13 protein-coding genes are annotated in these 14,155 nt (G+C 67.9%); 4 read left to right on the top strand and 9 right to left on the bottom strand.

What is annotated here, in order from left to right:
• Positions 1-11: 11 nt before the first annotated feature.
• The 4 genes from ACTIL2_RS07155 to ACTIL2_RS07140 form a co-directional block, all read right to left on the bottom strand.
• Positions 12-1,337, bottom strand: coding sequence for an Nramp family divalent metal transporter (locus ACTIL2_RS07155; RefSeq protein WP_442336763.1), 1,326 nt, complete (start codon positions 1,335-1,337; stop codon positions 12-14).
• 316 nt (positions 1,338-1,653) lie between these two features.
• The gene (locus tag ACTIL2_RS07150) at positions 1,654-2,049 is read right to left on the bottom strand and encodes a hypothetical protein (RefSeq protein ID WP_442336762.1); all 396 of its coding nucleotides are present in this window, start codon (positions 2,047-2,049) and stop codon (positions 1,654-1,656) included.
• 79 nt (positions 2,050-2,128) lie between these two features.
• A complete protein-coding gene (gene topA, locus ACTIL2_RS07145) occupies positions 2,129-5,134 on the bottom strand; it encodes a type I DNA topoisomerase (protein ID WP_442336761.1) in 3,006 nt (1,001 codons plus the stop codon).
• A gap of 200 nt (positions 5,135-5,334) precedes the next feature.
• Positions 5,335-5,973: an NAD(P)-dependent oxidoreductase gene (locus tag ACTIL2_RS07140; protein WP_442336760.1), complete on the bottom strand. Its 639-nt coding sequence runs from the start codon at positions 5,971-5,973 to the stop codon at positions 5,335-5,337.
• A 123-nt stretch (positions 5,974-6,096) separates the two neighbouring features.
• On the opposite strand from ACTIL2_RS07140, the gene ACTIL2_RS07135 reads away from it, so the two are divergent.
• Entirely contained in the window at positions 6,097-6,495 is a 399-nt protein-coding gene (locus ACTIL2_RS07135; RefSeq protein WP_442336759.1) for a winged helix-turn-helix transcriptional regulator, read from the top strand.
• Positions 6,496-6,673: 178 nt separating this feature from the next.
• Here ACTIL2_RS07135 and ACTIL2_RS07130 read toward each other — a convergent pair whose 3' ends face one another.
• Entirely contained in the window at positions 6,674-6,877 is a 204-nt protein-coding gene (locus ACTIL2_RS07130) for a cold-shock protein (protein WP_010120999.1), read from the bottom strand.
• Positions 6,878-7,183: 306 nt separating this feature from the next.
• Here ACTIL2_RS07130 and ACTIL2_RS07125 point away from each other — a divergent pair, with 306 nt between their 5' ends.
• From ACTIL2_RS07125 to ACTIL2_RS07115, 3 genes are read left to right on the top strand one after another with little or no spacing between them, the layout of a single operon-like run.
• Positions 7,184-9,571 (top strand): DEAD/DEAH box helicase, encoded by a 2,388-nt coding sequence (locus tag ACTIL2_RS07125; protein ID WP_442336758.1) that lies wholly within the window; start codon positions 7,184-7,186, stop codon positions 9,569-9,571.
• A 58-nt stretch (positions 9,572-9,629) separates the two neighbouring features.
• Positions 9,630-10,913, top strand: coding sequence for an alpha/beta hydrolase (locus tag ACTIL2_RS07120; RefSeq protein ID WP_442336757.1), 1,284 nt, complete (start codon positions 9,630-9,632; stop codon positions 10,911-10,913).
• Positions 10,914-10,972: 59 nt separating this feature from the next.
• Positions 10,973-12,253 (top strand): alpha/beta hydrolase family protein, encoded by a 1,281-nt coding sequence (locus ACTIL2_RS07115; RefSeq protein ID WP_442336756.1) that lies wholly within the window; start codon positions 10,973-10,975, stop codon positions 12,251-12,253.
• 14 nt (positions 12,254-12,267) lie between these two features.
• Here the strand turns inward: ACTIL2_RS07115 and ACTIL2_RS07110 are convergent, their stop codons facing one another.
• The 4 genes from ACTIL2_RS07110 to ACTIL2_RS07095 form a co-directional block, all read right to left on the bottom strand.
• Positions 12,268-13,059: a hypothetical protein gene (locus tag ACTIL2_RS07110; protein WP_442336755.1), complete on the bottom strand. Its 792-nt coding sequence runs from the start codon at positions 13,057-13,059 to the stop codon at positions 12,268-12,270.
• Positions 13,060-13,238: 179 nt separating this feature from the next.
• The gene (locus ACTIL2_RS07105; protein ID WP_442336754.1) at positions 13,239-13,661 is read right to left on the bottom strand and encodes an Rv3654c family TadE-like protein; all 423 of its coding nucleotides are present in this window, start codon (positions 13,659-13,661) and stop codon (positions 13,239-13,241) included.
• A complete protein-coding gene (locus ACTIL2_RS07100; RefSeq protein ID WP_442336753.1) occupies positions 13,648-13,980 on the bottom strand; it encodes a hypothetical protein in 333 nt (110 codons plus the stop codon). The genes ACTIL2_RS07105 and ACTIL2_RS07100 overlap by 14 nt, the downstream gene beginning before the upstream one ends.
• Positions 13,981-14,035: 55 nt before the next feature.
• The coding region (locus ACTIL2_RS07095; protein WP_442336785.1) for a DUF4244 domain-containing protein at positions 14,036-14,155 on the bottom strand (120 nt) is incomplete at its 5' end.

Here is a 14,155-nt window from a genome sequence, read left to right as displayed (position 1 = left end):
GGCAGGCTGGGTCAGGCTTCGCCCATGAAGGTCAGGACGATCAGCGCGATGTTCAACGCGATGATCACCGCGCACACCGCCACCGCGACGCCCGTCAGCGCCCGGGGGTTCACCCACCTGCCCATCACCTTCCGTTTCGCGGTGAACGCCACCAGCGGGATCAGTGCGAAGGGGATGCCGAGGCTCAGGATCACCTGGCTCATCACCAGAGCCCACGTGGGCTCGACACCAACACCGAGGATCACCAGGGCGGGCAGCATCGTGAGGAAGCGGCGCAGCAGCAGCGGGATGCGGATCTTCAGCAGATCCCGCATCACCATGTCGCCCGCGTAGCAGCCGACGGAGGTGGACGCCATGCCGGACGCCAGCAGACCGACGGCGAAGAGGATGCCGATCACCGGTCCGAGCGCGCTCTCCACGGCGGCATGGGCACCCTCGATCGTGTCGGTGCCGTCAACGCCCCGGAGCGCCTGCGCCGCCAGGCAGAGCATGGCGATGTTGACCGTCCCGGCGATGAGCAGTGCGGAACCGACGTCCCACTTCGTGGCCTTGAGGTGACGCCGCATCCCCGTGTCGCCCTTCGGGGTGAAACCGCGGTCGCGGACCAGCCCCGAGTGCAGGTAGACGGCGTGGGGCATCACCGTGGCACCGAGCATGCCGGCGGCGAGGACGACCGAGTGGGTGCCCTGGAAACGCGGGACGATGCCCTCGACCATCTCATCCACGGTCAGCCCGGTGACGAACAGACCGGACAGGAAGCCGACGGTGATGACCACCAGGAAACCGACGATCACCGCTTCGAAGCGCCGCTGGGTGCGCCCGCCCTGCAGGACGAGCATGCCCAGGGAAACGACGCCGACGATGATGCCGCCGAGCACCAGATCGGTGCCGAACAGGAGGTTCAGTGCGATGGCGCCGCCGATGACCTCGGCAACGTCGGTGGCTGCGGCGATGACCTCCGCCTGGCCCCAGTACGCCAGGCGCCCGGTGCGCCCCTTCCTGCCCTGCGCGTCCCGCCGGTCGAACCATTCGGCGAGGGTGGAGGACAGGCTCTTGCCGGTGACCAGCCCCAGCTTTGCGGAAAGGTACTGGACGACGGCTGCCATGAGATTGGCGAGGATCAGGACCCACAGCAGCAGGTAGCCGTACTCGGCGCCGGCGGAGAGGTTCGCGGCGACGTTGCCGGGATCAACGTAGGCGATGGCGGCGACGAAGGCCGGGCCGAGCAGGCTGGTCAGCCGCGGTTGTTTCTGTGCGCCCTGTTCCGCACCGCTGTCGGTGCCGGCGGTGGTCGCGCCGTCCTGCCCGAGATCAACCTTCGACGCGTCTACCGGCACTGTTCACTCCTTCTCAGCTAAAAGTTCAACCTATTGAACACCATCGTAGGGCGTGGCGAACTACCGGTCAAACGGTTGTGACCCTCCCCTCCCCGTCCTCTCCCCGCCCGCACACGCCGTCCCGGCCACTTCGTGCTGCTCCATGCCGCTCCCGACCGCCCACCCCACTTCCGGATGGTCAGTTATTTCCTTTCCACCGGCAACCCCACAGGCTGTTCGGACCAGCCCACCGGGTTGCCGTCAGAAAGTAAGCCACTATCTGAAAGTCAGCTACCGGGCATCAGACCCCGGAGCACCCCCACACCCCGGCACACCCCTACGCGGTTTCCGCTACCTGCCCCCGGAAGATCTGCGTGCCGACCTGTGCAATCACGGCGACAACCACACCCGCCGCCGAGAGCACGGACAGTGCGACACCTCCCGCCAACACATCGGCGTAGACGACGTCAACGGTGGTGCTCCCCAGCCCGTAACCACTGGTCTCGGTGTCCCCGGAGTTGACGAAGCACACGATCGCCGCGATGCCGGCCACCAGGAACAGCACCACTCCCCCGAACATCCACCCACTGAAGGGGTTCGACGGCGGAATGACCACGGGGCTCACCGGCCGTTGGGGAACAGAAGACGGCTCGGGCGCGGACTGGGCCTGGGCCTCCTCCTGCGACGAAGGCCTCTCACCCCACGCATCATCGGGGTTTCTCGCAGCGGGCATGGGAGGCCTTCCTGTTGATTTCGGTGAAGAACCAACAGCGTACGGGACACCCGGACCCGACACCCCCACCGGTACCGGGTCAGCCCTTCTTCGCGGTGCTCTTCCTCGCCGGCGCCTTCTTGGTGCTCTTCTTCGCCGTGCTCTTTTTCGCGGCCTTCTTCGCCGGAGACTTCCGCGCGGACTTCTTCGGCGCCCCGGATCCGCCGTCCGCGGCCTCCTTGGCACGCCGCTCACTCAGCAGCTCGTTACCGCGGGCGTCCGTCATGGTCTCCGGTGTGTCACCGCGGCGCAGCGATGCATTCGTCGTCCCGTCGGTCACGTACGCACCGAACCGGCCGTCCTTCACCGTCATCGGCTTACCGGACACGTCATTGTCGCCCAGCTGCTTCAACGGCGGCTTCGCGGCAGCCCTGCCCCGGCGCTTCGGCTCGGCGTAGATCCGCCGCGCCTCGTCCAGCGTCACGGTGAAGATCTGCTCCTCGTTCGCCAGTGACCGGGAATCCGTGGCCTTCTTCAGGTACGGACCATACCGGCCGTTCTGCGCCGTGATCGTCTCACCGTCGGACGGGTCGACACCGACCTCACGCGGCAGGCTCATCAGCTTCAGCGCCTCGTCCAGTGTGACCGTCGCCGGATCCATGGAGCTGAACAGGGATGCCGTCTTCGGCTTCAGCGTCTCCTCGAGGATCTCCTTGATCCGCTTGGCCTTCCTGTTCTCCGCGGTCTTCGTCTCGCGGCTCAGCGGCTTCTTGCCCTCCTCGGCGCGCGCGGCGTCCTCGGCGTCCCGCTCCTTCTCCACGGTCTTCTCGGCGGACTCGGTGACCCGGGCCTCCTCGTCGTCCTTCACCCGCTCGGTGACGTAGGGGCCGTAACGCCCCTCACGTGCCACGATCTTGCGGCCGTTGGCCGGGTTCTCCCCGATCTCACGTCCGCCCTGCGGGGTGGCGAACAACTTCTCGGCGGCCTCGAGGTTCAGCTCATCGGGGGTCATCGCCTCCGGGAGGTTCGCGCGCTGCACCTCCGGTTCGGTTCCCTCGGGCGCTCCGGCCGGGACCGGCTTCGTGCGCTCCAGGTACGGGCCGTAGCGTCCCACGCGGACGATCACGGGGATGCCGTCGGCGTCATCGAAGAGGTGCAGGGAGTTCACCTTGCGGGCGTCGATCTGCTCCAGGTTGTCGCCGACCAGGTGCTTCAGCCCACCCAGCCGGGCAACGGTCTCCGCGGTGTTCTCGGACGCCTCGGAGTTGCCGAAGTAGAAGCCGCGCAACCAGTGCGACCGGTTCTCCTCGCCGCGGGCGATCTCGTCCAGCTCGTCCTCCATCGAGGACGTGAACTCGTAGTCCACCAGGGAGCCGAAGTTCTGCTCCAGCAGACCGACGACGGCGAAAGCCACCCAGCTGGGCACCAGTGCGGAGCCGCGTGAGACCACGTAGCCGCGCGCCTTGATCGTGTTGATGATCGAGGCGTAGGTCGACGGGCGCCCGATGCCGAGCTCCTCCATCGTCTTGACCAGCGATGCCTCGGTGAACCGTGCCGGCGGGTGCGTGGAGTGGCCGTCCGCGGTGACCTTCTCGGTCACCAGGTCATCGCCTTCGGCGAGGACAGGCAGCGCCTTCTCCGCATTGTCGGCGACGTTGCGTCCGTCGGCGGTCTGGGTGGTCTCCACGTAGGCCTTCAGGAAGCCGGGGAAGGTGATCGTCCGTCCGGTGGACTGGAAGTCGGTCTTCTCGCCGGAGGACGCGGTACCGGACACGGTGACCTTCATCGAGGTACCGCGTGCGTCGGCCATCTGGGAGGCGACGGTGCGCTGCCAGATCAGCTCGTAGAGCTTGAACTCCTCGGCGTCCAGCTGCCCGGCGAGCTTGCCGGGGGTCGCGAAGGTCTCGCCGGCCGGCCGGATCGCCTCGTGGGCCTCCTGCGAGTTCTTGACCTTGCGGGCGTACTGGCGCGGCGAGTCGTGGACGTAGGACGCCCCGTACAGCTCACGCGCCTGCTGGCGTGCGGCGTCGATACCGGACTTCGACAGCGTCGTGGAGTCGGTACGCATGTAGGTGATGTGGCCGTTCTCGTAGAGACGCTGCGCGATGCGCATCGTGCGCTCCGAGGTGTAGTGCAGTTTCCGGCCCGCCTCCTGCTGCAGTGTGGAAGTCATGAACGGCGGGTAGGGACGCCGCGTGTACGGCTTCTCCTCCACCTTCGAGACACTCATCTCGGCAGCGGTCAGCCCCTCGGCCAACGCTTCGGCGGTGGACTGGTTGACCACCGTGACGTTGGCCTGGGCCTTGCCGGTCTTCAGCTTCCCGTCGTCGCCGAAGTCGCGTCCCTGGGCCACCCGCCTACCGTCGACAGCCACCAGGGTGGCGTCGAAGGACGTGGGGTTGGGCGTGCCGGACGTGTCCTTATCTAATGCGGCTGCTGCGCTGGCGTCCAGCGTGGCGGTGAGGTCCCAGTAGTCGGCGGCGACGAATGCCATGCGCTCGCGTTCCCGTTCGACGATCACGCGGGTGGCCACGGACTGCACGCGCCCGGCCGACAGCCTGGGCATGACCTTCTTCCACAGCACCGGCGAGACCTCGTAGCCGTAGAGGCGGTCCAGCACACGGCGGGTCTCCTGGGCGTCGACCAGGTCGTTGTCGAGCTCGCGGGTGTTGGCCGCGGCGTCCTTGATGGCGGCCTCGGTGATCTCGTGGAAGACCATGCGGCGCACCGGCACCTTGGGCTTCAGGACCTCGAGCAGGTGCCAGGCGATGGCCTCGCCCTCACGGTCGGGGTCGGTGGCGAGCAGCAGTTCATCGCACTGCTTCAGCTTCGCCTTCAGGTCGGAGACCTTCTTCTTCTTGTCCGGGCTGACCACGTACAGGGCCTGGAAGTCCTCGTCGACGTTGACGCCGAGACGGGCCCAGGGCTCCTTCTTGTACTTCGCCGGGACGTCCGCCGCCCCGCGCGGGAGATCGCGGATGTGCCCCACGGAGGCGTCGACGATGTAGCGGTCGCCGAGATAGCGCTGGATCTTCTTCGCCTTGGTGGCGGACTCCACGATGACGAGTTTCTTCCCGTCACCGTTGACCGTATCCTGCGCTGCCATCGAGGGTTCTCCCACCTTCTCCTGTCGTTCCCGGTGTCTCCCGGACGCCATTCTGCGAACGGATCCCGGGCCCCACGGATGACCCCGGAATGCGCTGCAGAGGTTTCGAGGTGAGACCCTACACGTCACGGGGGCAACCGCGCGGCAACCCCCATCCCCCCGGGGGAGTCGTCGACGGGGACGTCCCTCCCGATCGCGTCCTACGCGTCGGCGACGGTGAAGCGCTCCCGGCGGTGCGCCGGGGTCTCCAGCTCATCCAGGGTCGCCTTGGCGAAGGTGCCGGTGGTCACCGAGGCCCCTGCAGGGTTGTCACCACCGAGGTTGTAGGACGCGGCGGGCTCGCCCGGGCCGATCTCGGGTGCCGGTGCGAGCATCACCCAGTCCACGTTCTCCGGCGACGCCTTGTACAGGTCGAGGATCTCGGAGAAGGACAGCGCCTCGGCCTTGAAGGCCTCCGGGAAATCGGGGGTGTCGACCAGGCGGGTCCCGTCCTCGGTGAGGGTCGCGCCGGCACCGCCGACGACGAAGAGCCGGGCGGACGCTGCGTCCGATGCCGCGTACGTCGGGATCAGCGCGGCGTGGGCGTCGATGATCGGCTGCACGGAGCTGCCGTCCCGGGGCCCGGGCACGGAGATGACGACGATGTCGGCGTCCTGTGCCTTGGCGACGACGTCGGACGCGTCGCCGACATCACCGGTGACGTAGGTGACGCCCTCGACCGCGTTCTTCGGCTGCTCACTGCGTGAGACGCCGGTGACGTCGTGGCCGCGGGCGACGGCCTCGCGGACGATGTCGCTGCCGACCATGCCGGTGGAGCCGTAGACGGTGATCCTGCTCATGGGATTCCTCCTGGAAGGTGTTTGTGTGCGCTTACCCTACCCAGCGTAACCTCGTCACTTCCTTTTGTAAAGTGGCTTCCTTAAAGACTTTGTCCAGCGTGCAGGTGGTGTTATTCTCGGGATATGAACACCACGCCGAGCACCGCAGAACCCGCCACCTGGAACCCCGCGGACCGGAACTGCCCCAGCCGTGCCCTGTTCGGCACCGTGGGTGACCGGTGGAACATGCTGATACTCCTGGCACTGGAGGACACCCCGCTGCGCAACCGCGACCTCCGGACACGGGTCGACGGTATCTCGGACCGTGTCCTGGCACAGCGGCTGAGCACCCTCACCGGGGACGGACTGGTCACCCGTACCGCATACCCGGAGATCCCGCCGCGCGTGGTCTACGAGCTCACCGACCTGGGGCGTTCCTCCCTGGCCCCGGTCCACGGGCTGTTCGACTGGACCGTGGGCCACATGGACGCCGTCGTCGCCCAGCGCGGCCCGCAGGAGGGTGCCGGCACCGTCGTCCCGTAGACACGCAGCCGCTCAACTGCCCCCAGGGTAAGCACTCCCCCCGACCGGCCAGGGCGCGGGATCGACCACGTGCCATGGGTCCGTGCCCGGTGACGGTGCACGAACAACGAAAACGCCGCCCCCACCGAATGAACGGTGGGGACGGCGCCTTCAGTGGTGCGTTGAGAAGGTCTGCTCCCTAGAGAGCGGTGACCTGCTGGGCCTGGGGACCCTTGGCACCCTCGCCGATCTCGAACTCGACCTGCTGGTTCTCCTCGAGGGTACGGAAGCCGTTGCCCTGGATCTCGGAGTAGTGGACGAAGACGTCAGCGCCACCATCGTTCGGTGCGATGAAGCCGTAGCCCTTTTCGGCGTTGAACCACTTGACGGTTCCCTGTGCCATGTTCTTTCCTTACTTACTTCTCGGTGATCGGCGCCCCGCCAACTCTTCACGGGAACACCGGGCCGATGCTGAGACCACCTGTGACAGGCGATCCGTTCGCATACAAACAACTCCCGCGAACGTTTTACCTACTGTCTGCGGGACGAACCGATCAATCAGCGAGCAAAGCGACGCACAGAAACTGCGACCGACATCCAGTGTTCCACGTTTGCCCGTGGAGCACCACACCAACGGAGCATTTCACCGGCAATCCTCAGATCACGCCCTCCGCAACCGCCGCGACCTGCGTTTCCTACACTGTTCACCATGAGTGATTCCTATGGTGCCGAACTCCTGGACGTGCTGCGCCCCACCTCCGGCACCGGCTCCGGCACCAGCACCGGAGCCAGCAACACCGACGTCCTGACGCACGTCCGTACCGAGGCCGCACGACCGTCCACGCCCGCCGCCTGGCCGGAATGGGTCAGCCCGCAGCTCCGTGACCACCTCATCGACAACGGCATCACCGAGCCCTGGTCCCACCAGACGGCCACCGCCCGGCACGCCTGGGAGGGGCGCGACGTCGTGGTCTCCACCGGTACCGCGTCCGGGAAGTCGCTGGGCTACCAACTGCCCGTCCTGTCCGCCCTGGACCGGGACAACGCCGCGTCCTGCCTGTACCTCTCCCCCACCAAAGCGCTGGCCCAGGACCAGCGCACCACGCTGGCGGCCCTGTGTTCGCAGGTCCCGGAACTGCGGAACATCATGGTCGCCACCTACGACGGGGACACCCCGCCCGAGGCGCGCCGGACCGTGCGGGACGAGGCACGCATCATCGTCAGCAACCCGGACATGGTGCACGCCTCGATGCTGGGGCAGTCGAAGCGCTGGTCACGTCTGCTGCGCAGCCTGCGGTTCATCGTCGTCGACGAGTGCCACGTCTACCGCGGGGTGTTCGGGGCGCACGTGTCCCTGGTGCTGCGCCGCCTGCTGCGACTGGCCACACGTGCCGGGGCGGCACCCACGGTCATCCTGGCCAGCGCCACCACTGCCGACCCCGCCGGGCATGCCGAACGCCTGACCGGGCGTCCCACCGTCGCCGTCACCGGGGACGCGTCGCCGCAGGGTGAGCGCACCATCGCCCTGTGGGAACCTGGGTTCATCGACGACCGCGTCGGCGAGCACGGCGCCCCGGTGAGACGTGCCGCCACCACCGAATCCGCCCAGATAATGGCCCGGCTCATCGGAGAAGGGGCGCGGACGCTGACGTTCGTACGCTCCCGGCGCGGTGCGGAGATCACCGCCCTGGCCTGCGCCGAGGGCCTGTCGACCCTGGGACGTCCGGACGATGCGGCGCGCATCGCGTCCTACCGCGCGGGCTACACCCCGGAGGCGCGCCGCGAGCTGGAGCGACGCCTGGACGACGGTGACCTGCTGGGACTGGCCGCGACCAGCGCCCTGGAGCTCGGCATCGACGTCGGCGGGCTGGATGCGGTGGTGTCCTGCGGGTTCCCGGGGACGGTGGCGAGCTTCCGCCAGCAGGCGGGACGCGCCGGACGCCGCGGGCAGGGATGCCTGGTGGTGATGGTCGCCGGCGACAACCCGCTGGACACCTACCTGGTGCACCACCCGGAGGCGTTGCTGGATAAGCCGGTGGAGGCGAGCGTCTTCGACCCGTCGAACCCGTACATCCTCGCCGGGCACCTGCTGTGCGCCGCCGCCGAATCACCCCTGACCGGCGAGGATGTCGATACGTTCGGCGGTCCCGTGGCCGAGCGCGTGGTGGCGTCGCTGCTCGGGGAGGGCTCACTGCGGAGGCGCCCCCGGGGCATCTTCTGCGACCTGGAGATCGCCCACGAGGTGCACGGGCGGGTCAACATCCGCGGTGGGGCCGGTGAGGAGGTCGTGATCGTGGACGCGGCGTCCGGCCGGGTCCTGGGGACGGTGGACGCCGCACGCGCGGTGAGCGAGGTCCACGACGGTGCGGTGTACGTCCACCAGGGTGAGAGCTTCCTGGTCGATGAACTGTCACTGGAGGATTCCGTGTCGCTGGTGCACCCCGAGACCCCGGAGTGGACGACCAGGGCCGAGCAGACCACCGATATCCGGGTCGAGAACGTGCGCCGGACCAGGGAGGTCGGCGGAACCGCGTCGGCACCGTCGGGGATCTGGCTGGCGGACCTCGACGTCGAGGTATCGCACCAGGTCACAGGCTACCAACGGCGGATGCCCGACGGGGAGGTGCTGGAAACCGTGCCCCTGGACGTGCCGGCGCAACGACTGAACACGCGTGCCGTGGCGTACACCGTGGACCCGGGGTCGTTGTTCGATCTGGGCCTCGAGGAACCGTTGTGGCCGGGCGCGCTGCACGCCGCCGAGCATGCGGCGATCGGTATGCTCCCCCTGCTGGCGACGTGCGACCGGTGGGACATCGGCGGGGTGTCGACGGTGCTCCACGTGGACACGGGGATGCCCACGGTCTTCGTCTACGACGGGTACACCGGCGGGGCCGGTTTCGCCGAGGCCGGGTTCGAGCGGTTCGGGGAATGGATGCGTATGACGGCCGAGGCCGTGGAATCGTGCGGGTGCGAGTCCGGCTGCCCGTCCTGTGTGCAGTCCCCGAAATGCGGGAACGGCAATGACCCGTTGTTCAAGCATGGTGCAGCGGTCCTGCTGCGGGCGTTGGCGGAGGCCGCGGGGCAGGAGCGCCGCTAAGGTTGGGGTGAGGGATCATTTTGCGTGATGATCCACCTGACTTTTCATGAGGAGAACCATGAGCCAGCTCAGCCCGACCATCCTCCGGCGGACTGCCGTCCCCCTCCTCGTGGCGGGCCTGGTCTGCGGCATCTGTGCCCCCGCCGCCGGCGCCGCCCCCGGAATCCCCACCGGCGTGCTGGACTCCGGGAGCCCGGCGCGCGCGGCCGGGCCGAACGACGAAAGCCCGAAGTGGTCGGGACTCGACGTCACCGCCGGAGTCGACCTGCCGGACCGGGTCGCGACGCCCGTGTCCGGTGTCCCGCTCGACCCAGCCGTTGGACTGGCGTCGGCGGGGACCCAGCAGCGCTTCGTCTACTCCACCAATGACCAGCACGGGAACATCGCAGCGTCCACCGCGGCAGTCTTCCTGCCGGACGGCGAGGCACCGGAGGGAGGGTGGCCGGTCCTGGCGTGGGCGCACGGCACCGTCGGGCTGGGCAACGACTGCACCCCGTCCGCCCTCCCCCGCAGCGACCGCGACGCCGGCTACCTGAACCACTGGCTCGACCGGGGCTACGCTGTCGTCGCCTCCGACTACGCGGGCATGGGTACGCCGGGTCTGATGAGCTACCTCAACGGGTCGGTCACCGCGGCGAACGTCATCGACTCCGTTGCCGCGGCGACGCAGCTCGACCCCGTCGGCGCCGACCTGTCCGAGCAGTGGGCGGTCATCGGCCAGTCCCAGGGCGGTGGCGCTGCCCTGCACGTCGCGCACGAGGCCACCGCACGCAGCAGGGACGCCGGTCTGGACTACCGCGGGGCCGTCGCCACCGGCGCGCCCGCGTACATCGAGGAGCTGGTCCTCACCGGATCACCGTCCTTCCCACCGGTTCCGCTGCCCACCGGGCTCAACGTGTACACCGCCTACATCCTCGCGGGGTTCCGCGAGGCGCACCCGGGCATCGACCTCAACTCAGTGCTGTCCGACGAGGGCCGCCGCATCGCCGACATGGCCGAGACCTCCTGCTACAGCGCGCTGGAGGACGCGGTCGACGGGGTGAACATGGCGAACGCCTTCACCGGGAGCATCCGCGACGTCCCCGGACTGGAACCCGCACTGCGCTCCTACATGGCCACCCCGACCGACGGCTACGACCGGCCGGTGTTCCTGGGACACGGCCTGCAGGACATGGACGTCCCGACCCCGATCGGGCTGATCCTGAACTCCGAGATATGGCTCAACCAGTTCGCCGGCTCGAACGAGCAGGTGGACGTGCACTGGTACGACGCGGACCACAGTGGGGCGATGCTCCGGTCGATGGCGGATTCGACGCCGTTCCTCGAATCCCTGTTCCGCTAGACAGCTTTCGGGATAGAGTAAGGGTCACCTTTCCGCCTGCCGACGTCCCGGGAGATGCCGTGCGCACCCGTCCTGCTCCGTCCCGTCCCGCGCGTGTTGCCGTCGCGGCGGTCCTCGCCGTGTCGATGGCCGCCGTCACCGCCGCAACCACCTCCGCACAGCCGGTCGTCCCGGGCAGCCCGATGCCTGACCCGGTGCCGAACATGACGGCACCGAACTGGTCCGGCCTGGATGTACGCGATCCCCTGAGCCTCACCGGCGACCTCGCCCTGCCGGACGCGGCCGGCGTCGCCATGCATGAGGTCCCGCTGGACGAACCGATGCACATGCCGGACGCCTCGGCCCACCAGCGCTTCGTGTACTCCACCATTGACCAGCACGGGGACATCGCCGCATCCACCGCCGCGGTGTACCTGCCGAAAGGTGCGACGCCGGAGGGTGGGTGGCCGGTGGTGGCATGGGCCCACGGCACCGTCGGTGTCGGGGACGACTGCACACCCTCCGCCGGACACCGTAATGACGCCGACTACCTCAACCACTGGCTCACCCGGGGCTACGCCGTGGTCGCCGCGGACTACACGGGACTGGGGACACCGGGGTTGATGTCCTACTTCAACGGCGAGACCACCGCCACCAGCGTGGTGGACGCGGTAGTGGCCGCCCACGGCCTGGATTCCACGGCCGACCAGCTGGCGGACAGGTGGGCGGTGGTCGGGCAGTCACAGGGTGGTGGCGCCGCGCTGCACATAGCCCACGGCGCGGCAGGACGCAGCGGGGAATCAGGGCTGGACTACCGGGGAGCCGTGGCGACCGGGGCGCCAGCGTACATCGAGGAACTGGCGTTGGCGTCGGGGCCGACCTTCCCTCCGGCTCCGCTGGGCGGCAGCATCAACGCCTACCTGGCGTACACCCTGGCCGGCTTCCGGGAGGCGCATCCGGGGATCGACGTGGATTCCGCACTCACGGACGAGGGGCGACGGATCGCCGACGCAGCGGAAACGTCCTGCCTGCGGGAGCTTCGTCAGGCGTTGAATCCGGTGAACATCGCTTCGGCGTTCAGCCGGCCCCTGTCGGACGTGCCCGGACTGGAGGCGGCGTTGCGCTCCTACATGGCCACCCCGACCGACGGCTACGACCGGCCGGTGTTCCTGGGGCACGGGTTGCTGGACCTGGACGTGCCGGGCCCGATCGGGATGGTGCTGAACTCGGAAATGTGGATCCGCCAGTTCACCGGGTCGAACGAGCAGGTGGAGGTCCACTGGTACCCGGAGAACCACGGCGACACGTTGTGGGCGGCACTGAAGCACTCCGAGCCGTTCCTTCGCCGGATCCTCGCGTGACCAGTGGGATCAGATTACTGCACGGACACGAAGGCGTTGTCCGACATCATCCCCGGAGACACCGCCAGGACGCCCTCGGCGGCACTGTCGGCAGGAACTGTCAGCACCACGTTTCCCGAGGTCTCCCCTCCCTGGTACACGTCGGACAGGGTGTCGAGGGAATCCGGGGCCACAGCCAGTGTGTCCCCGTCGCTGGAGGAGATCGAGTTTCCGTCGGCGGTGACGTACTCGATGGTCGCCCACGTCATCTCGCCGTCATCCGAGTCGCCGATGTAGGCGACTGTCGCGTTGACCAGGATGTAGGTCATTCCCTCCGGCGCGGGCTGGTTGAACTGATTCGCTCCCGCGACAGCGTCGGCCGCGTCCAGGTCAACGCTGTTGATCGTGACCGACCAGTCGTCGTCCGAGACGGTGCTGCCCAACGGGAAGGGGTCCGACCGCGAGCCCTCCCCGTCGCCACCACCGCCGTTGTCCGACACCGAGACATCGGACCCGGAGAAAGCGTCGTCGATGGCGTCATCGACGACGGTGAAGAAGACGAACACCCCGACGAGGACGCCGACGATAGAGATGATCAGCCCGGCGAAGCCGAAGCCCTGCTTCTTCCCCCTCTGGAACAGCGAGACGAGTGAAAGGAGGAAAGCGATCGGGAGAAGGACCCACCCGATAATGAGAGCACCCGGGATGCAGGCGAAGACGAAGCCGATGATGGCGATGACCATCGCCACGAGTCCGAGGGTGTTCTTCTCCTTTGCAGGAGGTCCTGCCTCGTATCCCGTGGGCATCATCGGTGCTTGCTGGGGCATACCCGGATTGGGCGGGGGGGAGTGGCTCATAGTCGGTACCCGGGCGCATGGGCCCGGGTTGTCCTTTCAGTTCAGTGTCCGAGGAAGAGTCGGCACTGCATGGAGAGCTACGGCACCGTGAAAAAGATGTGTACCCGCTGACAGTACAATCATCTTTGAATCAAAAACAAGTCAGTCTGTCATGCCCCCGGACCAGCCGACGCTTCGCGGGATTGACCAGCGACGACAACGGTTACCATCACCCCCAGTTCCCCGCCGGTTCCGTACGGCATGCGGTCACCGGAAACCTGAGCGCACTCCGTGAGTTCCGCGCCGTTGTCCGACGCCACCGAGTCCGCGACCCGGCAGGCGGAATCGATGCCGGAGGTCTGCATCACCACCGCCGCGGACAGGGCGGTCAGGTCAGCGGCAGCCACGGCACGGTGACCGTTGACCACACCCGTCACGCCGTGGACGATAACCAGTGACAGCGCCACCATCCCCAGAATCACCGCCGCGCCAACGACCGTCGCCGAACCACGGTCGTTAAGTACACAGTCGTCGAGAACACGGTGCCCAGGGTTCCAGGGGTCAGTGCACGGCAGGACGTCACGACGGTTCACTGACGATCACCGCCGATGCCGATATGTCGAGGAGCGTCCCGGGGACGGTGACGGTCACCCTCAACAGTGTCTGACCACCATTTTCCGTGGGATCGGTCGGCCCTGCCCCCTGCACCGTCACACGTGCGTCCGGGTCAGATTCCGCGATGACGCCCGCGGCCGCCCGGGCCGCGGCACCGTTGTCCAGTGCTGCGGCCCGGGCGGCATCCCTCGCCATTCCGACGGCACCCAGGTACGTCGCCAGGGCAATCACGCCGGCGACCACCAGGCCAATCACCGCGGTGAGGGCGGTGAACACCATCGCCGCCTCCACGGTCACGTACCCGTCATCGCCGAGCCGGTGCCGGGATCCGCGCCACGATCTGTGCCCTGGACTACTCCGTATCGAGCGCACGCTGGAAGATCGATGTCAGAGCGGATTCCACCGCATCGGACGTGACCACGAGGTACAGCAGCGCGCCCAGTGCAGCAGCGGCGACGCAGCCGAGCGCGTA

This window comes from Corynebacterium sp. (assembly GCF_052107835.1).
Classification (GTDB): Bacteria; Actinomycetota; Actinomycetes; order Mycobacteriales; family Mycobacteriaceae; genus Corynebacterium.
Note: the sequence above shows the minus strand (reverse complement) of the source record. Positions and strands in the feature narration are given on the sequence as shown.